This window comes from Streptococcus suis YS161 (assembly GCF_002760245.1).
GTDB lineage: Bacteria > Bacillota > Bacilli > Lactobacillales > Streptococcaceae > Streptococcus > Streptococcus suis_I.
Map to the genome: position 1 here is coordinate 33,697 of NZ_ASCA01000080.1, position 25,750 is coordinate 59,446.

The 25,750-nt window shown below is 40.6% G+C and carries 24 protein-coding genes and 1 pseudogene; 19 read left to right on the forward strand and 6 right to left on the reverse strand.

Annotation, left to right across the window (positions count from 1 at the left end; translation table 11 throughout):
- Positions 1 to 25: 25 nt before the first annotated feature.
- Together SST111_RS10335 and SST111_RS10340 are read right to left on the reverse strand one after the other, a co-directional pair.
- On the reverse strand, positions 26 to 592 hold the full coding sequence (locus tag SST111_RS10335; RefSeq protein ID WP_099811187.1) for a DapH/DapD/GlmU-related protein: 567 nt from the start codon (positions 590 to 592) through the stop codon (positions 26 to 28).
- Between the two features lie 17 nt (positions 593 to 609).
- Positions 610 to 1,581 (reverse strand): alpha/beta hydrolase, encoded by a 972-nt coding sequence (locus tag SST111_RS10340; protein ID WP_099811189.1) that lies wholly within the window; start codon positions 1,579 to 1,581, stop codon positions 610 to 612.
- Between the two features lie 125 nt (positions 1,582 to 1,706).
- On the opposite strand from SST111_RS10340, the gene SST111_RS10345 reads away from it, so the two are divergent.
- The 11 genes from SST111_RS10345 (at position 1,707) to SST111_RS10395 (ending at position 10,784) form a co-directional block, all read left to right on the forward strand.
- Positions 1,707 to 2,588 (forward strand): LysR family transcriptional regulator, encoded by an 882-nt coding sequence (locus SST111_RS10345; protein WP_099811191.1) that lies wholly within the window; start codon positions 1,707 to 1,709, stop codon positions 2,586 to 2,588.
- 83 nt (positions 2,589 to 2,671) lie between these two features.
- Positions 2,672 to 3,157, forward strand: a complete 486-nt coding sequence (gene tpx, locus SST111_RS10350; protein WP_043026728.1) for a thiol peroxidase — start codon at positions 2,672 to 2,674, stop codon at positions 3,155 to 3,157.
- A 232-nt stretch (positions 3,158 to 3,389) separates the two neighbouring features.
- Positions 3,390 to 4,256 carry a helix-turn-helix domain-containing protein gene (locus SST111_RS10355; protein ID WP_099811194.1) on the forward strand — a complete coding sequence of 289 codons (867 nt, stop codon included), beginning with the start codon at positions 3,390 to 3,392 and terminating at the stop codon, positions 4,254 to 4,256.
- Positions 4,257 to 4,699: 443 nt separating this feature from the next.
- Positions 4,700 to 5,599 carry an ATP-binding cassette domain-containing protein gene (locus SST111_RS10360; RefSeq protein WP_099811196.1) on the forward strand — a complete coding sequence of 300 codons (900 nt, stop codon included), beginning with the start codon at positions 4,700 to 4,702 and terminating at the stop codon, positions 5,597 to 5,599.
- Positions 5,589 to 6,296 carry a hypothetical protein gene (locus tag SST111_RS10365; protein WP_099811198.1) on the forward strand — a complete coding sequence of 236 codons (708 nt, stop codon included), beginning with the start codon at positions 5,589 to 5,591 and terminating at the stop codon, positions 6,294 to 6,296. The genes SST111_RS10360 and SST111_RS10365 overlap by 11 nt, the downstream gene beginning before the upstream one ends.
- A gap of 19 nt (positions 6,297 to 6,315) precedes the next feature.
- Positions 6,316 to 6,882 (forward strand): hypothetical protein, encoded by a 567-nt coding sequence (locus tag SST111_RS10370; protein WP_099811200.1) that lies wholly within the window; start codon positions 6,316 to 6,318, stop codon positions 6,880 to 6,882.
- A 21-nt stretch (positions 6,883 to 6,903) separates the two neighbouring features.
- Complete coding sequence (locus SST111_RS10375) at positions 6,904 to 7,368, forward strand: ATP-binding cassette domain-containing protein (RefSeq protein ID WP_099811202.1); 465 nt, start codon at positions 6,904 to 6,906, stop codon at positions 7,366 to 7,368.
- A 202-nt stretch (positions 7,369 to 7,570) separates the two neighbouring features.
- Positions 7,571 to 8,014, forward strand: a complete 444-nt coding sequence (locus SST111_RS10380; protein WP_044758488.1) for a MerR family transcriptional regulator — start codon at positions 7,571 to 7,573, stop codon at positions 8,012 to 8,014.
- Positions 8,011 to 8,925: an amidohydrolase family protein gene (locus SST111_RS10385; RefSeq protein WP_099811204.1), complete on the forward strand. Its 915-nt coding sequence runs from the start codon at positions 8,011 to 8,013 to the stop codon at positions 8,923 to 8,925. Before SST111_RS10380 ends, SST111_RS10385 begins: the two co-directional genes overlap by 4 nt.
- On the forward strand, positions 8,926 to 9,585 hold the full coding sequence (locus SST111_RS10390; RefSeq protein ID WP_099811206.1) for a putative quinol monooxygenase: 660 nt from the start codon (positions 8,926 to 8,928) through the stop codon (positions 9,583 to 9,585).
- Positions 9,586 to 9,650: 65 nt separating this feature from the next.
- Entirely contained in the window at positions 9,651 to 10,784 is a 1,134-nt protein-coding gene (locus tag SST111_RS10395; RefSeq protein ID WP_099811208.1) for a low temperature requirement protein A, read from the forward strand.
- A gap of 33 nt (positions 10,785 to 10,817) precedes the next feature.
- Here the strand turns inward: SST111_RS10395 and SST111_RS10400 are convergent, their stop codons facing one another.
- Positions 10,818 to 11,090, reverse strand: coding sequence for a hypothetical protein (locus SST111_RS10400; protein WP_099811210.1), 273 nt, complete (start codon positions 11,088 to 11,090; stop codon positions 10,818 to 10,820).
- Positions 11,091 to 11,219: 129 nt separating this feature from the next.
- Here SST111_RS10400 and SST111_RS10405 point away from each other — a divergent pair, with 129 nt between their 5' ends.
- On the forward strand, positions 11,220 to 11,414 hold the full coding sequence (locus SST111_RS10405) for a hypothetical protein (RefSeq protein ID WP_099811212.1): 195 nt from the start codon (positions 11,220 to 11,222) through the stop codon (positions 11,412 to 11,414).
- A 232-nt stretch (positions 11,415 to 11,646) separates the two neighbouring features.
- Here SST111_RS10405 and SST111_RS10410 read toward each other — a convergent pair whose 3' ends face one another.
- From SST111_RS10410 to SST111_RS10420, 3 genes are read right to left on the reverse strand one after another with little or no spacing between them, the layout of a single operon-like run.
- Positions 11,647 to 12,528 carry a hypothetical protein gene (locus tag SST111_RS10410; protein WP_099811214.1) on the reverse strand — a complete coding sequence of 294 codons (882 nt, stop codon included), beginning with the start codon at positions 12,526 to 12,528 and terminating at the stop codon, positions 11,647 to 11,649.
- Between the two features lie 12 nt (positions 12,529 to 12,540).
- Positions 12,541 to 13,401 carry an ABC transporter ATP-binding protein gene (locus SST111_RS10415; RefSeq protein ID WP_099811216.1) on the reverse strand — a complete coding sequence of 287 codons (861 nt, stop codon included), beginning with the start codon at positions 13,399 to 13,401 and terminating at the stop codon, positions 12,541 to 12,543.
- A gap of 2 nt (positions 13,402 to 13,403) precedes the next feature.
- Positions 13,404 to 14,621, reverse strand: a complete 1,218-nt coding sequence (locus SST111_RS10420) for a hypothetical protein (protein ID WP_029188481.1) — start codon at positions 14,619 to 14,621, stop codon at positions 13,404 to 13,406.
- Between the two features lie 490 nt (positions 14,622 to 15,111).
- Between SST111_RS10420 and SST111_RS10425 the strand changes: the two genes are divergently transcribed.
- From SST111_RS10425 to SST111_RS10460, 7 genes and pseudogenes are all read left to right on the forward strand, one after another.
- Complete coding sequence (locus SST111_RS10425; protein ID WP_099811218.1) at positions 15,112 to 15,984, forward strand: helix-turn-helix domain-containing protein; 873 nt, start codon at positions 15,112 to 15,114, stop codon at positions 15,982 to 15,984.
- Positions 15,985 to 16,209: 225 nt separating this feature from the next.
- Entirely contained in the window at positions 16,210 to 16,545 is a 336-nt protein-coding gene (locus SST111_RS10430; protein WP_099811220.1) for a helicase BlpT, read from the forward strand.
- A gap of 68 nt (positions 16,546 to 16,613) precedes the next feature.
- Complete coding sequence (locus SST111_RS10435; protein ID WP_099811223.1) at positions 16,614 to 17,315, forward strand: ABC transporter ATP-binding protein; 702 nt, start codon at positions 16,614 to 16,616, stop codon at positions 17,313 to 17,315.
- Between the two features lie 11 nt (positions 17,316 to 17,326).
- Positions 17,327 to 20,692: an FtsX-like permease family protein gene (locus SST111_RS10440; protein ID WP_099811239.1), complete on the forward strand. Its 3,366-nt coding sequence runs from the start codon at positions 17,327 to 17,329 to the stop codon at positions 20,690 to 20,692.
- Between the two features lie 208 nt (positions 20,693 to 20,900).
- Positions 20,901 to 22,209, forward strand: a pseudogene (locus tag SST111_RS10450) (hypothetical protein).
- A gap of 74 nt (positions 22,210 to 22,283) precedes the next feature.
- Complete coding sequence (polA, locus tag SST111_RS10455; protein ID WP_099811227.1) at positions 22,284 to 24,920, forward strand: DNA polymerase I; 2,637 nt, start codon at positions 22,284 to 22,286, stop codon at positions 24,918 to 24,920.
- 12 nt (positions 24,921 to 24,932) lie between these two features.
- Entirely contained in the window at positions 24,933 to 25,688 is a 756-nt protein-coding gene (locus SST111_RS10460; protein WP_099811229.1) for a glucose-6-phosphate isomerase, read from the forward strand.
- The last annotated feature ends 62 nt before the right edge of the window (positions 25,689 to 25,750 follow it).

Genomic DNA, 25,750 nt, shown 5'->3' on the forward strand with positions numbered 1-25,750 from the left:
TTATCAGTCTATAGGGATTTTTTTCTTAGGCTAATGTTTTAATAATCTTTGCTGGAGCGCCTGCAACGAGTGTGTTGTCAGGTACGTCTTTTGTGACAATCGCACCAGCAGCCACCACCGCATTCTTACCAATTGTCACTCCAGGTAAAATCGTCGCATCTGCACCTATCCAGGCATTTTCTTGGATGCGGACAGACTTGAGTTCAAGCTTGTGACGATCCTCCGCTTTCAAGGGATGGTTGACGGAAATCAGTTTAGCACGGGGACCAATTAGTACTTTATCTTCGATAAAAATCCCACCCAAGTCCACCATAAAAACGTCCTTATTGATATAAATGTCCTTTCCGAAATGAATGTGACGGCCAAAGTCTGTTTGGAATGGTGTATTGATAATCACGGATTCGTCAATCGTTTCCAATGTCAGCTTTTCAACGAGTTTTCGTGTGCTGTCAACGGTTTGAATGGAAGTATTCAATTCTTGAACAAGAGGCTGGTTCTCTCTTTGAATATCGGATATGAGCTGGCGTAGGCCATCTTTTTCTGGCACCAAGCGATCTCTATCAATAAACTCCTTAAAAACTGCTTCAATCATAGCAACTTTTCCTTTTCTTATGCAAAGTGTTGGCGGATAAATGCCTCGATTTCCTCGAATGGAATAATTTCCATTTGATCATAGAGGTCTGTATGGCTTGCCCCTGCGACTGTTATCATCTGCTTGTTGCCACCTGTCAATTGTTCAAAAGCATCTTTGCCCATATAGTAGGAATGCGCCTTGTCACCATGAACAACAAGGACTGCATTTCTAGTTTCTCCAATGCTATCTAGTAGATGAGTGTTTAAGAGGCTTGTACCTGCTTGGATGGCCCATCCTTGATTTGAATTGAGGCTACGTTCATGGTAGCCTCGTGGTTCTTTATAGTAGGCATAATAATCTTTGACAAATTGTGGCGCATCATCTGGCAGCGGGTCAATCACGCCACCTGCAAGTTGATAGTTGTGATTTTTGAAATCCTCAGTCCGTTGTTTGGCAAGTGCTAAACGCATCTGATAGCGAGACTCCTCTGTATCGGATTCATCAAAATAACCCTTTCTAGTAACGCGAGACAAATCATAGAGAGTGGATGCTACGGTCACCTTGACACGAGGGTCAAGGGCTGCGACATTTAGGGCAATTCCTCCCCAACCACAGATTCCGATAATAGCAATGTTTTCCGTATCAACCTCATCTAAGGTAGATAGATAGTCGATTGCTGCTTGAAAATCTTCTGTATTGATGTCAGGTGAGTTCATGTAGCGTGGGTTACCACCGGACTCTCCTGTGTAAGATGGATCGAAAGCAATGGTTAAAAAGCCGCGTTCCGCCATTTCTTGAGCATAGAGACCGGAAGCCTGTTCTTTAACTGCTCCAAATGGACCTGCAACAGCAATGGCGGGTAATTTCTCTTGAATCTGTTTGGGTTTGTACTGATCTGCCACTAAGGTGATACCAAAATGATTTTGAAAGGTCACTTTTTGGTGTTCAACCTTGTCACTCTTTGGAAATGTTTTATCCCATTCTTCTGTCATTTTTATTGATTTCATGTTTCTTCCTCCATTTCTTGACTCTTATCATATCAGGGAAATAAAGATATTACAAATACCTATTTTATATGTTTTATATGCCTTGTGAGCATGGTATAATAAAGAAAAAAAGTTGGAGGTAGATGATGGATATTCGTGTATTGACCTATTTTATTGCCATTGTACAAACAGGATCCATATCAAATGCGGCTCAGAGCTTACACATTACTCAGCCCACCTTATCACGGCAAATAAAAGAATTGGAGCAAGAGTTAGACACCATTTTGTTTTATCGTGGGAGTAGAGAAATTCAGCTGACAGAAGCAGGGCAATATCTCTATAATCGCGCATTGGAAATTACCAGTTTGGTTAAAAAAACAGAAGATACTCTTCGCCCAACGGAGACGATTTCTGGTGACCTTTACATCGGTGCAGCAGAGAGTCAGTCTTTGGAGCCTATTGCAAGAGCAATCGAAAGCTTAACCAGTCGGTATCCCAATACGAGAGTGCACATCCAGAGTGGAAATGCAGATCACATTTTAGAGCAACTACAGGACGGAATCCATGATCTTGGAATCACCTTTGGCCGTTTTTCAACGAAAAAATTTGACAGTCTGCCTTTACTTAACCGAGATAGTTGGGGGATTCTAGTTCCTCGTTTTCATCCTTTAGCTTCTAAAGAAGAGCTAGTGCTGAGCGATGTTCTAGCCTATCCTTTGATTGTTTCCTCCCAAAGCAATGTTGATAAGTCTATCTTTGCTGGATTGGGCGACTATCGGATCGTAGCGACCTACAATCTCCTCTATAATGCCTCTTTATTGGTGAAAGCTGGGGTTGGGATTGCTCTTTGTTTGGACGGAATTGTTGATACAAGCTATGATGGAAGTGGGCTGGTCTTTCGTCCTCTAGATTTGTCAACGGATAGCTTGCAGCTTCTTTGGAAAAAAGGAGTGGTGTTGAGCCCAATAGCCAAGCGTTTTATTGAAATTCTTGAGGAAGACCTAGAGAATACAAATTTAGATAGATAACTTACTAAAATTACCAGTCAAAAAACTGGTATTTTTTTACAGAAACGCTTACAATAGTTATATTAAGTGCAAGGGAGATAGATATGACAACCTTTATTGGAAAACCAGTGACCTTGGTAGGTCCGCAGTTACGAGTGGGAGATACGGCTCCTGACTTTGTCCTCATGGCCAATGACCTGAGTTTGAAAAGTTTGAAAGACTTTGGCAAGCAGACCAAGGTCATCAGTGTTGTGCCTTCTATTGATACAGGGATTTGTGATACCCAGACCCGTCGCTTCAATCAGGAACTGGCTTACCGTGATAATACGGTTGTCATCACCGTTTCAGCTGACCTGCCCTTTGCACAGAAACGCTGGTGTGGTGCCGCAGGTTTGGAAGATGCAGTGACCCTGTCGGATTACTATGACCATGCCTTTGGTAAATCCTACGGTGTGCTCATGCGGGAGTGGAATTTGCTGGCGCGTGCGGTCTTTGTCCTCAATGCCGACAATGAAATCACCTACGTAGAATACCTAGATAATGTCAACGAACATCCAGATTATGATGCGGCTTTGCAGGCTGTTAAATAAAAGAATATAACGGTGTCGGAACAGGCATCGTTTTTCAACGCTTTATCCTGCTAGAAATTTATTGTGATGATACGTTGTGATAAGAGGGGATGTTCATGATTTAGTATGAAACGAGGAGATAACATACATATTCTGATACAGATTTTATAAATAATATGCAAATGGATATTTTTATTGTCTTTAAAATTCATAAGTGCTAGAATAGTTGTATGATACGAGTGAGGTAACAACAATGAGTATACAACTAGGTTCTAGGTTAAAACAAAAAAGAAAAGAGATAAAATTATCTCAGAAAGAATTGGCAGAAGGTGTATGTAAACAAGGTCAAATTAGTAGAATTGAGAGTGGCGCTTATACTCCAGGCTCTGAATTGCTTTTTGAATTATCAAAAAAACTAAATGTTTCGATGAATTACTTTTTTGAAGACACTGTTTCTGAGCAGGAGGAGGAGCTAGTAGAATTTAAAACTGTTGTCCGAAATTTCTTAGTCCATAGAGACTACCAAGGACTACGATATGTTTATGAATTGGAGTCTAATAATAAACATCGTTTATCGGTAGCAAATCAATTATACTTAGAGTGGATAGGTGGATTAGTCGATTTTTATTTTTATGATAAAAAGAAGGAAGCTATATCCAAAATGGAATATTTACTTGAAAAATTGGAGAGTTCTAATTTATTTTTTTTACAAGTATCAAATACACTCCTAAATTTTTATTTTGATATTAATGATGAAGAATTATTTGATGTACAATTTGAAAGACTGATAGAAAAAACGGATAATTTCCAACCTATCACGATTGAAGAATTGGAAATAAAAATCAAGCTTCAATATAACATTTCACGTTACCTATGGCTAAAGAAAGATTACATCCAAGCTATAGCTAGCATCACAAGGGCCATCGAATTTTGTAGGTCACACAGAAGCTATTATTCATTACCCGATTTATTTTGTTTACTAGGTAATGTCCATGAAGAACTTGGAAATACAGAGAGTGCGAAACAACATTTTCGTCAGGCATATTTTTTGTATAAATTGGATGCTAACCGACAAATGGAATTGAATTTGGAGAGATATATAGAAGAAGACAAAATATAGGAACTCTGATGACCAAAGATTGGCAAGAGTTGATAGTTGAGAAAAATATTGGGTTGTACATATTTAAACGCAGGGAATTAGCCAATTTGCTAACATGATTTCTGCGTTTTTAATTTGCGAAATTCTTTTAATTACATCGTTCAAAATATACATATTTGCATATAATATCAAAAAATATAAATTGGTTATTTTATGTATTGACAAGATAAAAGAGTTGTGATAATCTATAAATGAAAGGGGTTACAAAAAGCCTGTCATGAGAAAATTGAAAATGAGAGAAAAAACAAAAATAACAGCTGGTCAAATTTGTCTATACTATTGGTATGGAATCGGTTTCCTTTGCTGGGATTAGTTTACATGGTTCCGTTCACCAAATAATTTAATAACTTGACTGGTCGATAGTTTGTCACTTTTCTATCGACTTTTCTTTTTAGGAGGTTGCTATGGCAAATACATTATTAAATGTTACAGCAGTATCCAAAACTTACGGAAAGCAAAAAGTTTTAGATAATATTAGTTTTGATATTAACTGTGGAGAAATTTGTGGTCTAGTGGGAGAAAATGGTGCTGGAAAGACTACCTTAATCCGAATTCTTGCAGGATTGATTTCGAGTAATTCTGGAGAAATAAGCGGTTTAGAGAGTCAAGCTGTTTCTTGTATTGTAGAGTCACCTGCTCTATATCCTCATTTATCTGCAGGCGACAATCTTCGTGTTCAAATGATAGGTTTAGGAATTGGGGCGGATATAGATAAAGTCAAAAATCTATTACGTATGGTTGGACTTGAGGGTGTAGATTCTAAGAAAAAAGTGAAAGATTATTCTCTTGGAATGAAGCAACGTTTGGCAATAGCCTTGGCTATCTGTGATTGGCCCCAACTACTTATATTAGATGAGCCAATAAACGGTCTGGACCCTGTGGGTATTAAGGAAATTCGTGAGATTCTTCTGCTTTTGAAAAATGAGTATCGTATGACCATTCTAGTTTCAAGTCATATCTTGTCTGAATTAGACTTGGTAGTTGATAAGTATATTATCATGAGCAAAGGAAAAGTGTTACAAATAATACAAAAAGATGCCTTGCAAAACCTACTCCAAACCAAACGGATTGTTAGAGTGGATAAGGAGCATGAAGTGCTTGAAGTGTTGCTTTCCGAGGGAATTGAGGCGATAGTGACCGACGAAGGAATAGAGCTTTCAGAAATTGGGAAATCAACCAGCTGGATTATTGATTGCTTACGGAAAAATAATATTCAAATCGAGGAAATCATTAAATTTCAACCGAGTTTTGAATCCTATTATCTATCTTTGATTACAAGAGAGGAGGTTCCTCATGTTCCATAAAGTGAAATCAGACTTTTATAGGGTATGGAAAGAAAGGAGTTTAATTTTTCCAGTCTCTCTGGTGATTCTTTTAGGAGTACTCTTCGCTTATCTGATGAGAGAAACTGATGGACAAGGAGGTATTACGATTATTTTATCTTCAGTGGCAGGGTTTATTCCTCTATTCTTCTCAAGTGCTTGTAATCTAGTCTGGGGAGAAGAATTTACCAATCGCACCATTAACCATGCAATCATAAAAAGCTCCTCTCGTTTTTCAGTTTACTTTTATAAATTGTTTGAAACCTTGTCCTTGTGTTTTGCATATACGCTTTTACTATTTTTTACAGTAATTGTATGTAGAATTTTTTTGAATGGACAAGTAGATGTGAGTGAAGCATTTGACCTGCTCATTAAACAGTTGCCATTTCATCTCTGTTTTTCGCTACTATGTCTGTTTATTTTTCAGTATGTAGATAAGATTTATCAAGCCTACCTTATTTATACTATGATTGTCTTGATGTTTGATAATTTAGTTTCGTATGTTACAACAAGTCTCTTGGCAAATGATGTCTTTTCTCATTTCTTTCTATTTAATCAGGTAAAGTTAATCACTAATCAAACAGAATTTTTTACTCCGTCTAGTCTTATTGCATTGATATTTAGTGTTGTCTATTTATTGAGTTCGTACTTACTTTTTTCTAGTAGGGAGTTTAAATAGTTTAAGGAGGGCACTTGTAATGAAAAAAATAATTCCATTTTTCATTTTAATCATTACTTTTTTAGGAGTTGCGATTTACCTAAGTTTAGAGAGTGACAAAACAGATGTAGAGATTGCTAAGTCTTGGACTGTAACGAGCAAAGAAATTAATACTATTGAAATCTATGGTAGCGAACAACCTTTCGAACTTGAAATTGTGGAGACTGACAATGAAGTGACGATGATTAGTTTGACAGGGAATATTTCTGAAGCAGCAATGTCAACACTTGAGAAGGCAGATATAGGTACAAATGATGCTTATATACCATTGGGTAAAAAGGGTTTTAAGTTAGTTACCGTCGCAAGTGGGAAGAGTAGTTTAAAAGCAAAAATTGAATTGGCAAAAGGTGCTACATTTAAAGAAGTTTATGTTGATACATGGAATGGTACTGTAGATATTACTCTGCCTCGAAGTTACGATGGCGGATATGATGTCAAGTTGAATAGTGGGGCAAAGTTACTAGAAGTTCCTGAAGAAGGAGCTAATAAGGCAAGCATTCTCAAAATAGATGCCTATGCCGATGTTAGCATCAGAAAGGGTGATTAAGATGATTACTCATCATAAGGTATTCTAAGTCCTACATCAGGTGAATTATGTTTAAATGAGAAAACGTTTGGGACTTTAAAACATACAGATATAACACAATATGTTAGTAGTTACTCAAACGAATATAGATTGTTTGCTGGAACAGTGATGCATAATATGTACTTTGATTTATTTACAAATTCTCATATAAATAAATTTGATTTCAATAGATTTTTAGGATTACACCATAATTATCAAGTAAATTCTCAAGGGAAAAATTTATCTTTGGGTCAGCAACAACGATTATTGATACTGAGAGCCTTGGTCCAAAAAAATAAGCAGGTTTTTGTATTTGATGAGCCAACTAGTAATTTAGATGAGCAATCTAGAAAAGAATTCATACAGATGTTATTAGAATTAAAAGAATCAGGAAAAATAATTTGTATCGTTTCACATGACAAAAATTTACAGTCTATTGCAACAGATACTATATGTCTAAGTAGATAGTATTTGATTGCATTTGTTCAAATTTATCCAGTTCTATGTAGAATACCTGGACAATGTTAACGAACATCCCGACTATGAAGCAGCTTTGGAGGCTGTTAAATACAAGAATATTACGGTGTCTGAACAGGCATCGTATTTTTGTTTTTTATATTGACTTATAGTGAACTACAAGTGTTATAATGGCATACAGGAGGTGCAGACCATGGACAAACTCGGATACACGATTGCGGAAGTCAGTCAAAGATACCAGATCAATAGTAATACTCTACGTTATTATGAACGAATTGGCTTACTGCCAGATGTTCCAAGAGCAAGCAATGGACATCGCTATTTTACAAAGGAAATCCTGGCTTGGCTGGAGATGATTATCTGTTTGCGTCACTCAGGTGTCAGTATTGAAACGCTGACAGAGTATGCTTCCTTGTTGAAGGAGGGAAATAGTACCGTTAAGGAACGGGAAAACTTGTTGCGGGAGCAGTTGACGACTCTCTATCAAAAGCAGGCCAACCTTCAACGTTCTATTGACCGCTTGGAGAAAAAAATAGCCTTATATGAATCAGGTGAGATTGAACAAGACCTTTCCTACTTTGAAGACTATGCGATTTTATCCGATGAAAAGGACAGTTGGAAGGAGATAGATGTATGAAAATAGATGTATTTGCCCATGTATTGTTGCCCCAGTTTTATCAGAAAATGTTGGCCCTTGATCCAGCCTTGCCTCAAAAAATGCCTTTTTTGCAAAATCCTGTCCTGCAAGACATGGAAAAAAGGCAGGCTCTGCAAGATCCAGCTGTCAAACAGATTATTTCATTTGTCAATGTCAATCCAGAAGATTATCTGGAAGCAGAGTCAGCCTTGGCTTTGGTTCAAGAAGCCAATCAAGAACTCTTGGAAACTGTTCAGGCCTATCCAAATCAATTTTTTGCTGGTGTGGCCATGCTGGCCCTGAACAATATTGAGGGAAGTCTGGAAATTTTGGAAGACTTTGTCGCTAAAAATCCTGAAATTGTTGGTGTACAGCTATTCTCAAGACACCTTGGTCTGTCCGTTGCGGACCAAAGTTTCAGACCAATCTTCGCTAAATGTGAAGAATTAGATATTCCTATCTGGTTGCACCCTGTATTTGATAATCGCAAACCAGATAACAATATTGTCTTTTCATGGGAGTACGAGCAGAGTCAGGCTATGCTACAATTGGTGGAGTCTGGTATCTTCCAAGATTATCCCAATCTGAAAATCATTGTTCACCATGCTGGAGCCTTGGCACCATTTTTTAGTGGACGGATTCAGTATATTTTGCCAGAAAAACAGGTGGAGGACTTCCACAAGTTCTATGTGGATACCGCTATCTTAGGTAATCCAAAGGCTCTAGAATTAACCATCGACTATTTCGGTCTAGACCGTGTTCTCTTTGGAACAGATGCTCCTTTGGGGATTGGACCAGCAGGGGCTACGCAAGTCATCTCAGAAGCTATTGACTCCCTGCACTTATCTCAAGAGGACAAGCAGGCCATTTACTCTGAAAATATCAAACTATTACTGAAGGAGGCAAAATAGATGAGTAAGCCAGTTGTTCATTTATTTCATCTAGGAATTGATGAGAAAAATCGTGATATTTTTTATCAAGTGGGTGTGAAGAATTTCCAGACCTCCTATGAAGAGGAGGCTGGCACTCTTGCCATGTACGCCAGTTCTCTAAGAGAAAATCCGTTGGAATACAAGGTTTTTGAGGTCTATGCAGATGAGGAGGCCTACCAAAAGCATCGGAATTCTCCGCACTTTAAAGCCTATGTAGAGCAGGTAGGCTCCAAACTCACCAAGCGGGAGGTCTATGAAGTAGAAGCCTTGTTTTTGGAGGAAAAACTGCCGCCGGGTATCTGGTTGGAAGCAGAAGACCATTTCTTAAAATTTGCCCAGGTTCAAGTGGAAGCGGGGAGTGAAAAAGCCTATGAAAAAAGTGTTCTGCTGAATATGCAAACTTCTATCAAAGAAGAAGCGGGTGTTTTAGCCATGTATGCCATCAAGGACTGTCAGCAATCAAATCGTTATTACTTCTACGAAGTGTATGCGAGTGCGAAAGCCTACGAAGACCACCGATTGACTCCGCATTTTCAACGCTATATTTCAGAAACACAGGATATGGTGGAAGAAAAAATCTTACAGGACTTGGAAAATAGTATCGCCATCTCGAAAGGGCAACTAGCTTTTTCTGGCTAATTTGTATCACTTATCCTTCTATGCTATACTGATAAAATCAAGAAATTTAACAGATAGGAGATTCTATGCCCTTTATCAAGCATAAAAAGGTCGAGTTGACCGAATTATTTTATGATTTAGTCTATGTCTATACTATCAGTCAGCTGACGTCGATTATCCACCATGCCCATCAGGGAGTCGTCAGTCCCCAATCCTTTTTTAACTTCTCAGTTGGACTGATTATTTTTGTTAATTCCTGGATGGTGCAGACTGTCTTTACAAACCGTTTTGGAAGTAACAGTTTGAGAAATATCATTTTTATGTTTTTGCAGATGATTTGTCTTTCGGTGGCATCAAGTGCAGTTGCAGGAGATTGGCAGACTAGTTTTGTATGGATTTTTCTACCCATGGCCATTATTTCCTTGCTGCTTCTGGTTCAGTACATTTTAGAATATTTCCAGACTTCAAACGATGCGGATCGGAGTCTGATGAAGCAGTTTTTCTATATCCTCGGTTTGCGGTCTGTCATGCTCTTTCTTTCCTTATTTTTCCCTTATGAGATAGGTATGTGGATTGCCTTGGTCGGTATTCTCTCGACCTGGTTGCTACCTGGATTGCTCAGCGATCCCAACCGTGGCTTTGTTTCGGCTGACTTGAGTTCGGTTAATTTTCCGCATTTGATAGAACGCTTGTCACTCTTAGTGATTATTACCTTTGGTGAGTCCTTGATTGGTATTTCAGAGCATTTCAGTCCAGAGAATTTTTCTTGGGAATCCATTGCGATTTTCATTACTCTGACAAATCTTTTCATGGTCTATATTGTAGAAATGGACCACCTGCTTGATGTAGAACGGGAAGAAACTGGGATTCGTGCCATTTATAGTCACTACCCCATACTCTTTGGGCTCAGCTTGATAACCATAGCCCTCTCATTTTTTGGAAATGGTGACATGAATGCTCAATACACCGTCTTTTATTTTTACGGTGGCCTAGTCCTCTTTATACTCGGACTCCTTCAGCACAATGTTTATAATAAGCAAGGCAGAATCCTATCCAAGCAGTTTCATATTACCCAGCTCCTGCTCATCAGTATCGGCTTTGGAATTAGTCTGCTAGTCTTTACTCAGTCATGGAGTTGGTTGATCGTGACTAGCTTGATTGTGACTAGTCTGATGATGATTGGTTTTGTTGGTATGAACCTTGGTCATTCGGCAGAATAAAAAATCCCGCTTCAATCGAAGTGGGATTTCTGCTTACTGACGCTCAATGGTCAGGCTGATTTTGATGATTGGTTTGCCTGGCGTCCGCTTGGTCCACCAGTCTTTTATGTGGAAATAGCAGAGCAGGGCAAGCAGTATTGGATAGGCAGTTGACCAGACACTGATAAGTGTATGGAGTTTTGAGACTTGAAGTACCAGTGATTCCTTGGTTGCCAAAAGGATGCTCTTATCACGAATGTAGTCTTGAATGCTGTCAAATAAGACCAGCACATAACCAATTTTTGTCAGAGGAGTTTCAGCGACCAAGGCCTGAATGTCCGTCCCAATCGCCTGAATATTCAGTTCTTGTAAGGCTTAGACATTTTCCATAAGCCATTTTCCATAAGTCCAGTCCAGTCGAGAGACTAGTCACCAAACCAAAGACAATCAAGCCGATTGAGCCCCAGACAAGAGGCGATATCCCCAAAGAATGAGCTTGTTAATCTTGCCATCCATGAGCTTGAAGGCCTTGATGAGCTTGCCGGTTATGAAGTAGAAGAGAATGATTTCGACCAGTCAGATGAGGACCATAACAATAAGGAGGACAATCGCCCGACGTACCCAGCCCTGTATCAGATGGTCTTGGATTAAATTGCTGATGTTTTCTAGGGCCATTTGGAAGAGACCTTGATTTAGCTTGTTAAAAAATGGTACTTGGAAGAAGAAAATCAACTAAGACAGAGTCAGATAGATGGAGCTCCAAACAAATGGAGATAGGGATAATTTTTTCACTTTTTCATGCCTTTCTTATGCTAACGTTTGCATAAGGAAGGCATTACAACATATGTTCAGTTTCAAGTCTAGTGACTGGCTTGCTTTCGGCTTATTTTCGCTTATATCTTTGTAGGAGTTTAGCAGTTGCTAATCGGATAACAGCCAGATAGAAAACTGTCACACCAGCCATTTCTAGCAGGAGTTTTTGCAACTGCTTCCCTACTGTTATGGTAGACAGAGGATTAGTGCCAATCAGAATGGGATAGTGTTCTTGAAAGGTAAATTGGAACTGATGTGCCAATAGAAGTAACATGAACAGGATGAGGGCATAGATAGCAACTTGGAGGAGAAGAGCAAGTAAGGTCAGGCTAGAGGCATATTGACCAGGGGATAGTCCGTTGATAAAGAGGAGACCACGATGTTTGGAAAGGTCGGTCAGCAGGAGCCAGACTAAGAGACAGCAGATGACGAGAGGAATCATATAGTTACTAACTGGAAGAAATTGTAACAAGGTCAGATAAACATCCTTGGGAGCAGTAGGGTAGTGAAAGGAAAGAGTTTGCTCTAGAACTTTTTTATAGACTGTGATACGTTCTGCCAGTTCGCTGTTTGTAAAATGATTGATATTGTGCCCGTTTGCCTCCCAGTTTTGCATGGTCTGGTAGAGTTCTAACTCCGTTTCCAAGACCTCCTGACTTTTTCCTTGGATATGTTCCTTTTCTAAGTAGGTGGTCGTCAGTTCCAAGAGTTTTTTATAATAATCCATGCTTTCCTGGTCTAAGGCTTGAGCTTCCTTATCGTCAGCATACAAGACAATTTCAGCTTCTTTTTTGACTTGTATGATACGGGTTCGATCCTCAAATCGCAGGTTTTCGGCCTCTAGGACATTCCGATAGGACATGGCAAATGGGATAAGGGCGATAGCGGTTATCAGGGATAGAAAAAGAGCATTGCGTTTCAGTCGTAGAATGAAAAGAGTTAGGGTGTTCATAGTCAGACCTCCCTATTCAAATAGTTCTTTATAGATTTCTTCGGACTGGTGCTCCTGGATGCTAATATCCAAAATTTCCACCTGACAAGTCATGACTTGGTCAAGGTAGAAATGCAGACTGTGAACACTGGTGTCTACCTGAATGCTATCATTGGCCAAAGTCAGTCCCTTCACTTGCCCAAGTTTCTGATACACTGTCTGATTGTCACTAGTCTGAACGGCATATTGTCGCCCGACCTGTTCCAGTTTTCGCTCGATGATTTTTCCTTGTTTGAGAAAGAGGAGTTGGTCGGTTAGTTGATCCACCTCGTTTAATTGGTGGGAAGACACGATAATTGTTGAGCCATTCTTTGCTAGTTTCTGGAGCAATTTTCTGGTCTGGATGTAGCTGGTCGGGTCCAAGCCGTTCAAGGGTTCATCCAAGAGCATGACCTGGGGCTTGTTCATAATACCGATAGCCAGCAGGAGATGTTGTTTCATTCCCAGGGAATAATTTTTGACAGGGATCTTCACATAATCACGGATGCCGATTTCTTGGATGACTTCCTCAATCCGCTCTTTTGGTAAATCTTGGATAGTTTGGACCAATCGCAAATGCTCCAGCCCAGTCAATTCAGGGTAGAGGACACGGTTGTCCTGCAGGTAGGCAAAGGTTCGATAGATAGTTGAGTCATTGTGCTTCTTGCCGTTTATAGAAATCTCTCCCGAATCAAAGGTTTGCAGGTTGGCAATGCAGTCTAAGAGGGTAGTCTTTCCAGCTCCATTTGGTCCAATCAAGGCCCAGATTCCAGGTTCCCCCAGTTCTAGGTTTAGCTGGTCAAGTATCTTCTTTTTTCCGTAGGATTTGCATAAATTGTGAATGGATAATCGCATGGTTAGACCTCACTTTTTCTTGTCAGGAGATAGAATTGCAGACAATAGATGAGCAGGTTACTGATGAGCAGGACTGTAAAGACTTTTTGAATGCTGTATCCTGTTAATTGATGGTAGATGATAGCACTTCCGTCTGCCAGATTGCCTGCATTCCAAAGGCTGAATGGATTGAAGATATGGGGATAGAAGTTGGCACTGATAGCTATGCCTAGTGTGACAACCAGTCCAGCCAGTCCATTTTTTAAGACTCTAGCCAAGGTCTGTGCCACTCCCAGCAGAAATAGAAGGTAGAGATAGTGCATGCCACAGGCCAGCAAGATGATTTGATATATAGGTTTGATGGCTGTGGTGATAAAACTGTAAGTCAGTCCACTACTGCTATAGGTGGTAACGGGATAGATCCAGCTACTATTGCCATTTAGCAAAAATGCGATGAGAAAATGGCTCAGATAGAGGGTGAGAAAGAGGGCAGTATATAGTGTTAGGAAGGCTAGGTATTTATTGGTTGTAATTCGAATCCTAGTTAGCCCTAGGGTCTGTAAAAGGCGAATCTGTCGGCTAGTTCCCTGCTGGTCCTTGATGAAAAAATTGGTGAAAGTTAAGATAAAGAGGGGAAGGGTGATGACAAGGCCTAGCTGTTTTTGACCCTGCCAGATTTCATGGCTAGTACCTTTTAAGGCCTGCTGGCCCAGGCTCTTGACGGTTTCTCTATCTACTTGTGTTTGGGGATTTTCAAAGGCTGTTAGGTAAAGCTCAGTTGGAAAGGCTGAGGGTATCTCCTTTTCTAGCAGATACTTGGAAATCAAGAAGGTATTTTCGATGGTTTGAGGGGTAAATTCATAGTTTCGGTAGGAAAGGCTGACGTATCGGCCATCCTGCTGATAGTGCTGGATATTTTTCTCATAAAAATAGGTCCAGTCCTCCTTCTTGACCGCCTCAATCTCCTTCTGGAAGTTGGCGATATAGTCTGTAAAGAATGTTTTTTCAGCCTGATAATCTTCTTCGCTGAGGGCTTGATTCTGATACTGTGTTTCTAAATCTTGAATGATGTTTTCAAAATTTTGGATGGTCTGCTCATGGTTCTGGATGGCCTTTAATTTGGCCTGGCGATTGTGGTAGCCTGCTAGAAAGGAACTAGCTAGGATTGCAATCAGCATGACCAAGATAGCGAACAAGGTTTTCTTGCTACGGAAAAATAGCTTTCCTTCAATTTGAAACATAGATACCTCCAAAAGAGAAGAGATTGTAGGGGAAGATTTTAATTTTTATCTAGAGATGGTTCCTGAATAATATGCTAAGTAACTACCGTCACTGTTTTTTTGATAATCGGTTAAGCGTAAAGAGCCAGAGTATCTTACACCGTTTCGAAATTCTTCGTAGTATCTAGTTTGAGTTAGCTTTTTAACTACGAATAATTTTCTGTCAATGTAATAGGAACGAGGGATTGCTGCCACTCTTAGCGAGGTTTCAGCATTTACAGATAGAGTTGTAGTTGTTACTATTGGGCTAATGATAGATAGTAGCAAGGCTGAACGCAAAACAATTTTTCATGTTATATTCTACATTTATTTATGGAAAGCCTCTTCTCTACATACTATTATATTAATTTTTCAGACATAGTCAATATAAAAAATGAAAATTTTAATATAAAAATGATGATATTCATTTTAAAATAGAGTATAATATTCTTAAATAAATTTGGAGTATGTTATGAATAGTATAAGTGGTAGTCGTTTTAAGCAACGAAGAAAAGAACTTGGACTGACTCAGAGTGCCTTAGCTAAGGATATTTGTGAGCAGAGTTTGATTAGTAGAATTGAAAATACCAACCTTTCTCCCTCATCGGAAATCCTTTTTCTACTGTCTAATAGGCTGGGTGTGACCATGAATTATTTTTTTGAGGAATTTGTTCAAGAAAGTAGGCATAGTATAGGAAAAATACGAACTATTTTCTCCCAACAATTGCTTCTCAGAAATTATGAAATTGTAGAGCAATTGTATGTGAAAGAGGTGGAAAGCAGGCACTTATTGAATGAGGAAGATAAGTCTTATTTAGATTATATTTTTATCTTGGTTCAATTTTACTTATACAATGAAAGGGATTTTGCGACAAAAGAGTTTGATAGACTAAGTGCCATTATCGCTCCTCATTACTATTTTTATTTAGATTTTTTGAACAGCTACGCCAGTTTTCTAGGTGAAGTTGGTGAAGATGCCAAATATATGGAGTTGGTCAGCAATGTAAAATCAGAGGTGAATAAGCTTGATTTATCAATCAATGCTGACTTTCAAGCCTATATAAAGATTGGTTACAATTATGCTAGATTTCTTCTAAAACGAAAACAGACGAACTTAGCTTTAGATGAAGTGACAGAACTGATTAACCAATTGAATGCTTATAATAGTAGTTTTTTATTGCCAGATTTACTATGTTTGTTGGGGAATATCAGCAAAGGCTTATTGAGAGAAGATGAAGTTTTAGATCTGTATGAGCAGGCACTAGTTTTATACAAGTTACAAGGAAATACAAAGTTATATTTGTCATTGAAGAATTTTTTAGTAACAATGGGTAAGGAAATATAGTGAAAAATTAGTTATATCAAAAAGGAGGTATGTATGAAACGGATAGTTACAATGATTTGTCTACTTCTCGCAATCGCAATAGTAATCATTCCCCTTAAACGAACCGTTACGAGAAGTTCTGATGGATTTGATCCTGGGGGAATTAATATTATGAAAAAATAAAGAACTTGAATATCTTTATTAAATTTGATATACTAAATTTATCAAAAACAAGGAGGGTCTTTTATGGAAAAGACACAGATTATTCAAGACGTTTTGGCTCTCATTCAAGACTTGAATCGGGCCTTCCAAGCAGATAAAGTAGGAACAGCTGATGAGCAACGGTTCCAACATAATTTGACAGAGACGACACGCATATTGTCGGAGGCTAAAATGGTTACCAATACAGAACTGATTGCGATTGAGAAATTTTATCGTTCGACCAGTTTTCTAGTTGGACTGGGCGACCTGCGGTTGAGTGAGACTAGCAGGCAGGTTTGGCAGGCCTTCGATCGCTATTACTACCAAACGATCAGAGAAGAACTCAAACTCTATGGTGGCTCTGCCATTGCCCAAGTATAATAGATGTTAAGAGGGGGTAAGCACCCTCTCTTTATGTTATAATATTACTAAGAAAAGCGAGGTGTACCATGTCCTATATCCAAGTAAAGAATTCTTCGAAATATTATCAGATGGGGGATGCGACCATTGTGGCCAATGACAGCGTGTCCTTTGAGATTGAACAGGGGGAGCTGGTCATCATTCTTGGCTCATCTGGTGCGGGCAAATCCACTCTGCTCAATATCTTGGGAGGCATGGACAGCAACGATGAGGGGGAGGTCTGGGTTGACGGTGTGGACATTGCCAAGCTGTCAAGTCATGAACTGACCAATTATCGTAGAGACGATGTGGGTTTTGTCTTTCAGTTTTACAATCTGGTTGCCAATCTGACCGCCAAGGAAAATGTGGAATTAGCTGCAGAAATCGTCAAGGATGCCTTGGATGCTGAGGAAGTCTTGGAACAGGTCGGACTCGTTCACCGAATCAATAATTTCCCTGCTCAGCTTTCAGGCGGTGAACAACAACGTGTGGCCATTGCCCGTGCCGTTGCCAAAAAGCCTAAAATTTTGCTTTGCGATGAACCAACTGGCGCTCTGGACTACCATACAGGTAAGCAGGTCTTGCAAATCCTACAAGATATGTCCCGCACACAAGGGGCGACGGTGATCATCGTTACCCACAATAGTTCCCTAGCCCCTATTGCAGACAGGGTCATTCGAATGCGGGATGCCCGTGTGCATTCGGTCGAGCTGAACGCAGAACCGCAGGATATTGCTAGTCTAGAATATTAGTGGGTGAAACTATGAAAAAGAAAATCTACTGGAAGGATATGAGGCAATCTCTGCTTTCTTCCAAGGGGCGTTTTTTGTCCATATTTAGCCTGATGATGCTAGGAGCTCTAGCTTTGACAGGTCTGAAAGTAACAGCTCCCAATATGGAAAAGACGGCCCAAGCCTATATAGCCAGTCATCGAACGATGGATTTGGCGGTAATTTCAAGTCTGGGACTTAGTCAAGCTGACCTTGACGAATTAGAAACGATAGAAGGTGCTACTCTTGAAGCGGGCTACTTTAAAGATGTGATTACTAATGAAGGCCAGACTGCAATTCGGTTGTTTTCAGCACCCAAGACCCTATCGACCTATAAGCTAGTAGCAGGGGAAATGCCCAGCCAAAAGGGGCAAATAGCCCTATCAGCTTCTTTAAAAAATCGTTACAAATTGGACGATACATTTCAAGTAACCGAGCCTGACAAGGATGGCACCATCCTGACCCAAATCACCTTTAAAGTTGTGGGCTTTGTCGCATCAGCAGAAATTTGGGACAATGAAACCATGGGCATGGCTGCAAGTGGTGATGGGCAGTTAGGTGGCTATGGCCTTGTTAGTCAGGATACCTTCAAATCAGAAGTTTACACTATTGCCCGTATTCGCTATGATGATTTGGTTGATTTACCATATTACAGTCAGGCCTATCAAGATAGGTTGGACCAGCACCAAGAAGACTTAGAAAAGTTATTGGCTAACAATGATGAACAACGATTGGCAACTATTCAGTCAGATGGACAGACAGATATTTCAAAAGGGGAAGAGGAAATTGCTCAGGCTCAATCCCAGCTGGATCAAGCAGCAGGAGAATTGGCATCTGGGAAAGACCAGCTCGCAAGTGGTCGTAGAGAGTTTGCGCGTGGTAGGGCCAAACTAGTTCAGTCGGAAATGGAATTGCGAACCGTCCTTGCTCAATTATTACAAACCAAGTTTCAATTGGATGAAAGTAAAAAAGAGTTGGACAGCCAGAAGGATAAACTAGACCAAAGCAAATCTTTTTTGGATGTAAGTCACGAGGGACTACTTGAAACTGCTCAACGCTTGGAAAGTGCCAAACAGCAACTGGATTCCCAAAATGCCCAACTGAGTCAGACCGCATCTCAGATTTCCACAGGGCGAGCTAGTTGGTTTCAAGCTCAGAAAGAGTTAGACCTTGAAATTGCCAATCACTTGCAAGAAGGCCAAACCCTCTCAGACTATCCTGACTTATTGGCTAGACAGGAAGGTTTGGATGTTGAGAAAAGCCGATTAGACCAAATGGAATCTGCACATGAGCAGGCCAACCAAGCCTATTTACAAGGTTATGATTACTATCAAACCAAACAAAATGAATACAATAGCAATCTAGCCCAGTACCAAACTTGGAATCAAGAATATCAGGCAGGTTTGGCTCGTTATCAAGCAGGTTTGAGTCAGTATGAACAAGGCATTGCAGCCTACAATAAAGGAGTAGAAGACTATGAATGGGGACTGAGTCAGTTAGAGTCTTCAAATCAACTGCTCCGTCAGGAAGAACTCCGTTTGGAGGAGGCTGATAAAGAGTTAAGTCGAGCTCAATCCCAATTTTCTGAGAAGAAAGCCACGGCTAATCAAGAAATTAGCCAAGCTCAAACCGAGATTGCTCAGGCTAAATCCGACTTAAGTAAGCTGGAAAAAGCGCCCTATCAGGTCTATACTCGCTCAAGCCTACCAGGTGGGGATGGCTATACTACCTATAGCAATGCGACTAGGTCTATTGCTGCAGTGGGCAATGTCTTCCCAGTTGTTCTCTACCTTGTCGCAGCTCTAGTGACTTTTACCACCATGGCCCGTTTTGTCGATGAAGAGCGAACACAGTCAGGTCTCCTCAAGGCCCTTGGCTATACGAATAGACAGATTATGACTAAGTTCATTCTCTATGGTTTGGCGGCAGGTCTGGTAGGAACAATAGTCGGTATAATAGCAGGTAATCTCCTCTTGTCTCCACTTATTTCCAACATTATTACGCAGACAACCGTGATTGGACCAGCTAAACTTCATTTTTATCCCCTTTGGACAGGTTTAGCCTTGCTCCTGTCTTTGGCTTCCTCGGTCCTGCCAGCTTACTTGGTGGCTCGTCGGGAGCTGACAGAAAAACCTGCTCAGCTACTTTTACCTAAGCCACCTGTTACAGGCTCCAGCATTTGGCTAGAAAAATGGCCAGCTATCTGGTCGCGTCTAAGTTTTACCCATAAGGTGACAGCCCGCAATATCTTCCGCTACAAGCTTCGTATGCTTATGACCATCTTTGGAGTAGCAGGGACCGTCGCCCTTCTTTTTGGAGGACTGGGTATCCGTTCCTCCATCTCAGGAGTTGTCCAACGACAGTTTGGGAAGCTGATCCATTATGATATGTTGGTGGTGGAAAATAGCAGAGCTACTGAGGAAGAGTTGGATAAGTTAACATATTTTCTTCAGTCAGATCAGGTTCGGCAATCTTTGCCAGTGGCTTTTGAACAGCTCCATCAAACGGTGGAAGAAAACGGTCAGAGAAAGAATTTATCGATTAGTCTCTACATTTCAGACCGTCGGGATTTTGGAAATCAAGTCAGTCTGGAAAGTTCGACAGGTCAGCCTATTAAACTGAGTGACAGGGGGATTGTTCTCACAGAAAAATTGGCGCAAATCTACGGGGTCTCAGTTGGTGATAAGTTATCACTGACCTTGGAAGATAAGGAAGTTTCAGTCAGGGTAGAGGCTGTGGCTGATATGTACGCAGGACATTTTATCTATATGACAGATAGCTACTACGAACAAGTGACCAGCAAGCAGAAGATTGCCAATGCCTATTTGGTTCAGTTGAAAGACAGGCAGTTGGGGCATATTCAGACTCTTGCAAGTCAACTCCTAGCGATGCCAGCAGTCAGAAGTTTGGTTCAAAATACTTCTCTTATAGACATGCTTACCACGATTGCGGGCTCGCTTCAGACCATCATGACCATTCTAGTCATTCTATCCATCTTGCTTGGCTTGGTTATTCTTTACAACCTTACAATTATCAATATGTCCGAACGGATTCGTGAATTATCCACTATCAAGGTACTGGGCTTCCACAATAAAGAGGTGACCATGTACATCTATCGTGAAACCATTGCCCTTTCGCTGATTGGTATGTTGGTTGGACTGGTTGGCGGTATTTATCTCCACAAGCTCCTTCTTGCCATGATTGGTTCGGACAGTATCCGATTCAATCCATCTGTCGGACTAGAAGTCTATCTCATTCCTATCTTAGCCATTAGTGGAATTTTGGCTGCTCTTGGTTGGTACGTCAATCACCATCTGAGAAAGGTGGATATGCTGGAGGCCTTGAAGTCAGTTGATTAGGGAGTGGGAAAGAACTCGAGTGGTCTAAAAAGAGTTCGTCTTCCCGCCCCCGCACAGTTGATTAGGTCAGATTTGGAGTGTAAAACACGAACAAATTCGCCAATCAACCACTGCGCTGAGATGTTGACACGAACCCTGAGAAGCGAGGTTAAGCTTTTTGCCCAGCCTCTTTGCAAACATAAGTCTAGAAATATGCTATAATCATCTCATGAAAAAAATAAGTGATTTAGGATTAACTGGCAGAAAGTTAGTTGGTGAAGGTTTTATTTTGGTCCTTGTTGGACTTGGTTTTTTAATTGCTGGCTGGCAATTTCCAGGACTGATTCTTCGATTTGTTCACGCAGGTCTATTCTTTTTAGCTTTATATGAATTGAGCATGATATTTTTCAGAAAGAAGAAATCGAGTGAAAGTGTCATTGCGCTAGTTGGGAAGGCTGTTCTTTTCGGGATCCTAGCCAGTCTCGATTTAGCTGTTCAAATTCCCCTCTATTTCGCGGCTATTTTTATTGGGATTTATCAGCTTTTTACGGCAGTCATTAATTTTATTACTTTTTACCTATATCGAAAAGATGGGGTACAGCCACGGATTCGCTATTTAAATAGATGGAATTTGGTTATCTTTACTAGGTTCAGCTTCCCTATTTGTGTCAGGCACACAGCTGGTTGTTCAAACCATTGTCATCGGAGGTTATCTGGTCTTGTACGGACTAACTAATCTGCGTGATGGTTTCTTGTTTGAGGAGGCTATTGAGCAACAAAATATTAAGCGCCATGTCCGTTTGCCCCTACCTTTATTTTTAGCAGCTTTGATTCCTCGTATGACCCTGCAAAAAGTCAATGATTACTTGGCGGATAATAAGGGACAAACGGCTCAATCTATCTATAACCGCCACAAAGAAATTGTGGAGCTTCCAGCATTAGAAGTCTTTGTACACGTTGGGGAAGAAGGGTTCGGAGCAGTTGGACATGTTGATTTGAGTTACAAAGGGCAGGTCTATGGTTATGGTTCATACGATGTCCTGTCTGAGCGTTTGGGTGGTGCGATTGGTGATGGAGTCTTGTTCAAAGCAGAGCGCCAAGCCTATATTGACTTCTGTAATCAAGAAGGAATGACTATGTTGGGTTATCAGCTAAGCCTGACACCTGAACAGGAAGAAGCAGTTGAGGCTCGATTGGCTGAAATTGATAATCTGCTCCTACCTTGGAATCCAAGTCCTGAAAAAGTATCGAAAACGGCAGACGGCCAGCCGATTGAAATGTATGCCTATCGAATGAAAGAGGCAATACATGCGGAATTATTCAAATTTAGAAAGTCTAAATTTAAAACCTATTTCGTCCTATCTACTAATTGCGTTCTTCTGGCTGATTCTGTGATTGGACAAGCTGGAACTGACATACTTGGTATGCGTGGATTTATCGCACCCGGAACCTACCAATCTTACCTAGATCAAGAATATGAAAAACCTCATAGTTTAGTAGTCGCAAAGAACATTTATTATCGAAAAGAGAAATCCTAGCCTCGGCTGGGATTTTCTGTTATTCCAGCCCTCTAAGTCCCACAAAACTCCCCCATCCATGCTATAATAGAGACATGAAAAAAAATAAATTATTATTAATCGATGGCTCTTCGGTAGCCTTCCGTGCTTTCTTTGCACTTTATAACCAAATTGACCGCTTCAAGAATGCCAACGGTCTTCACACCAATGCTATCTACGGCTTCAATCTCATGCTGGACCACATGATGAAGCGGATTGAGCCGACCCACATTCTTGTGGCTTTTGATGCTGGAAAGACCACTTTCCGTACGGAGATGTATGCAGACTATAAGGCAGGTCGTGCCAAGACTCCAGACGAATTCCGTGAACAATTTCCCTTTATCCGTCAGATGTTGGATGCCATGGGAGTCAAGCATTACGAACTGGATCAGTATGAGGCAGATGACATTATCGGTACCTTGGACAAAATGGCAGAGCGGACAGAGATTCCTTTCGATGTAACCATTGTCAGCGGTGATAAGGATTTGATCCAGCTGACTGATGAGAACACCGTAGTCGAAATTTCCAAGAAAGGCGTTGCCGAATTCGAAGAATTTACCCCAGCCTACCTCATGGAAAAAATGGGGATTACCCCTACTCAGTTTATTGACCTCAAGGCCCTCATGGGCGATAAGTCCGATAACATCCCTGGGGTGACCAAAATCGGTGAAAAAACCGGTCTAAAACTCCTGACAGAATTTGGTTCTTTGGATGGTATCTACGAAAACATTGACAGCATGAAGGCTTCTAAGATGAAAGAAAACCTGATTGCTGATAAGGAGAAGGCCTTCCTATCTCGTACACTTGCTACCATTGATACTCAGGCACCAATCGAAATTGGTCTGGATGACATTGTTTATCAAGGCCCTAAGGTAGATGAACTGGGACAATTTTATGATGACATGGGCTTCAAGCAATTAAGGGCTCAGTTAGGTACGACCAGCTCGCAAGAGGAAGCGGTACTTGATTTCCAAATCGTAACGGAAATCAGCCCCGCTATGCTCAAACAAGACCAGTTTTTCTATTTTGAAATCTTGGGTGAAAATTATCACCGAGAGGATTTGGTTGGTTTAGCTTGGGGAGATAAGGAGAAAATCTATGTCGGAGGGCCTGAGCTACTTGATAGTCCAGTCTTGCGTGACTTTTTAGAAAAACAAACCATAAAAACCTATGACTTCAAGCGTGGAAAAGTTCTTCTCGACCGAAAAGAGATTACGCTACCTCCAGCTACTTTCGATAGCCGTCTAGCCAAATACTTGCTTTCCACTGTTGAGGACAACTCCCTAACAACCATTGCCAACCTCTATGGTCAGACCAGTCTTGTTCCAGATGAGGCAGTTTATGGCAAGGGTGCTAAGTTAGACTTGCCAGAACGCGAGATCTTTTTCCCACACTTGGCACGTAAGGTTCAGGTTTTGATTGAGACAGAAGAGCCGATGTTGACCAAATTAGAAGAAAATCAGCAATTAGATCTTTTGTTTGACATGGAGTTGCCGCTGGCAAATGTTTTAGCTAAGATGGAAATTGCTGGTATTAAAGTGGAAGCTGAGACTCTCAAAGCTATGCAATCTGAAAATGAAGTTTTGATTGACCAGTTGACCAAGGAAATCTATGAACTAGCTGGTCAGGAATTTAATATCAATTCGCCTAAGCAGCTTGGGACTATTCTCTTTGAAGAGATGGGACTACCGTTGGAATATACCAAGAAAACCAAGACAGGCTATTCAACAGCAGTAGATGTCTTAGAACGATTAGCGCCAATTGCACCAGTTGTTTCAAAAATCTTGGAATACCGTCAGATTACCAAGCTTCAATCAACTTATGTAGTCGGCTTGCAGGATGCCATTTTAGAAGATGGTAAGATCCATACCCGCTATGTACAGGATTTGACACAAACAGGTCGCCTATCTTCGACGGACCCCAACCTGCAAAATATCCCTGTTCGTCTAGAACAAGGGCGCTTGATTCGTAAGGCATTTGTGCCATCGCTTGAAAATAGTGTCCTTTTAGCATCGGACTATTCACAGATTGAATTGCGCGTCTTGGCTCATATTTCTCAGGACAAGCATTTGATTGAGGCCTTCCAGCAAGGTGCAGATATTCACACTTCGACAGCTATGCGGGTCTTCGGTATCGAAAAAGCTGAGGATGTGACACCAAATGATCGTCGGAATGCCAAGGCTGTAAACTTTGGTGTTGTCTATGGTATTTCAGATTTCGGTCTATCCAATAACTTGGGGATTACACGTAAGGAAGCTAAAGCCTATATTGATACCTATTTTGAGCGCTTCCCAGGAATTAAGAATTACATGGAAACCATTGTTCGTGAGGCACGTGATAAGGGTTATGTAGAGACGATTTACAAACGCCGTCGTGAATTACCAGATATAAACTCTCGCAATTTCAATGTCCGTAATTTTGCGGAACGAACAGCCATCAACTCACCAATTCAAGGTTCGGCTGCAGATATTCTCAAAGTAGCCATGATTAATCTTGACAAGGCTTTGACTGAAGCAGGTCTTGCGACACGTATGTTATTGCAAGTACACGATGAGATTGTTTTGGAAGTCCCAGTGGCAGAGCTAGAAACGGTAAAAGCTATGGTAAAAGAGACCATGGAATCGGCGATTAGCCTGTCTGTGCCATTGATTGCGGATGAAAATGAGGGACCGACATGGTATGAAGCTAAGTAAGAAAGGAAGAGTATGAAAAAAATAGTTCTTTGTATTGGTCTATGTAGTCTTCTGCTCGCAGGTTGCGGAAAAACATCGCAGAAGGCAGAGAAAACACCAGCTTCTTCAGGGGAAGAGTTTTCAACCACTTTACCGATTTTGCAAGAAAAGCAGGATACTACGAACGAACAGTTCAATGTTTTAGCAAATGCAGAGCTTGTAGCTGTTAATAGTACACCACCTGCTGACGAAACACAAAAAGGCCACAAGATTTATGCGGCCAATAATGGTGTTGCTGAAAAAGATGAAAATGGGAATATCAAGGAATATTTCCGTTATTATGATGTGCCATCTACTTGGACAATTAATGCAGAAAATACTCAGGATGAGACAGTCGCTGCAGTCTATGATGTTAAAGAAGGTTCCAGCAATTACATGGTCCAACTCTATAATATCAATGCTTTTAATCAGTCTCCATTGGAAGACGGTCGCAATATGACGCCGGAGGAATTAGAAGCACGGATGGTTGAAACAAATCATTCTTTCAGTGAAAAGACGGTTGTCACAATCAATGGTCAGGAATGGCAGGTTGGGCGACAGTTATTAACAGATCAAAAATTAGCTCGTCTGACTTTTTATCGGATGGAATCAACAGCTGCTTATGACGACTCCGTGGTTGTTGGTTCAATCTATTATTCCTTAGATCCAGGAGATGATAAAAAGCGTACCAATCTTAAAAAGGTTATCGGCCAAGTTAAGGATGTTGTGTACCAAATTGCTAAAAAATAATCAAGGTAGACAGCTATAATCAGTAACGAGTTGAAATTGACAAGATTGTGGTATAGCACACC

Bases quoted from the DNA above. Each gene is read 5' to 3' on its own strand.
- SST111_RS10335 (WP_099811187.1), bottom strand. From the start codon at position 592: ATGATTGAAGCAGTTTTTAAGGAGTTTATTGATAGAGATCGCTTGGTG.
- SST111_RS10340 (WP_099811189.1), bottom strand. From the start codon at position 1,581: ATGAAATCAATAAAAATGACAGAAGAATGGGATAAAACATTTCCAAAG.
- SST111_RS10345 (WP_099811191.1), top strand. From the start codon at position 1,707: ATGGATATTCGTGTATTGACCTATTTTATTGCCATTGTACAAACAGGA.
- tpx (WP_043026728.1), top strand. From the start codon at position 2,672: ATGACAACCTTTATTGGAAAACCAGTGACCTTGGTAGGTCCGCAGTTA.
- SST111_RS10355 (WP_099811194.1), top strand. From the start codon at position 3,390: ATGAGTATACAACTAGGTTCTAGGTTAAAACAAAAAAGAAAAGAGATA.
- SST111_RS10360 (WP_099811196.1), top strand. From the start codon at position 4,700: ATGGCAAATACATTATTAAATGTTACAGCAGTATCCAAAACTTACGGA.
- SST111_RS10365 (WP_099811198.1), top strand. From the start codon at position 5,589: ATGTTCCATAAAGTGAAATCAGACTTTTATAGGGTATGGAAAGAAAGG.
- SST111_RS10370 (WP_099811200.1), top strand. From the start codon at position 6,316: ATGAAAAAAATAATTCCATTTTTCATTTTAATCATTACTTTTTTAGGA.
- SST111_RS10380 (WP_044758488.1), top strand. From the start codon at position 7,571: ATGGACAAACTCGGATACACGATTGCGGAAGTCAGTCAAAGATACCAG.
- SST111_RS10385 (WP_099811204.1), top strand. From the start codon at position 8,011: ATGAAAATAGATGTATTTGCCCATGTATTGTTGCCCCAGTTTTATCAG.
- SST111_RS10390 (WP_099811206.1), top strand. From the start codon at position 8,926: ATGAGTAAGCCAGTTGTTCATTTATTTCATCTAGGAATTGATGAGAAA.
- SST111_RS10395 (WP_099811208.1), top strand. From the start codon at position 9,651: ATGCCCTTTATCAAGCATAAAAAGGTCGAGTTGACCGAATTATTTTAT.
- SST111_RS10410 (WP_099811214.1), bottom strand. From the start codon at position 12,528: ATGAACACCCTAACTCTTTTCATTCTACGACTGAAACGCAATGCTCTT.
- SST111_RS10415 (WP_099811216.1), bottom strand. From the start codon at position 13,401: ATGCGATTATCCATTCACAATTTATGCAAATCCTACGGAAAAAAGAAG.
- SST111_RS10420 (WP_029188481.1), bottom strand. From the start codon at position 14,621: ATGTTTCAAATTGAAGGAAAGCTATTTTTCCGTAGCAAGAAAACCTTG.
- SST111_RS10425 (WP_099811218.1), top strand. From the start codon at position 15,112: ATGAATAGTATAAGTGGTAGTCGTTTTAAGCAACGAAGAAAAGAACTT.
- SST111_RS10430 (WP_099811220.1), top strand. From the start codon at position 16,210: ATGGAAAAGACACAGATTATTCAAGACGTTTTGGCTCTCATTCAAGAC.
- SST111_RS10435 (WP_099811223.1), top strand. From the start codon at position 16,614: ATGTCCTATATCCAAGTAAAGAATTCTTCGAAATATTATCAGATGGGG.
- SST111_RS10440 (WP_099811239.1), top strand. From the start codon at position 17,327: ATGAAAAAGAAAATCTACTGGAAGGATATGAGGCAATCTCTGCTTTCT.
- polA (WP_099811227.1), top strand. From the start codon at position 22,284: ATGAAAAAAAATAAATTATTATTAATCGATGGCTCTTCGGTAGCCTTC.
- SST111_RS10460 (WP_099811229.1), top strand. From the start codon at position 24,933: ATGAAAAAAATAGTTCTTTGTATTGGTCTATGTAGTCTTCTGCTCGCA.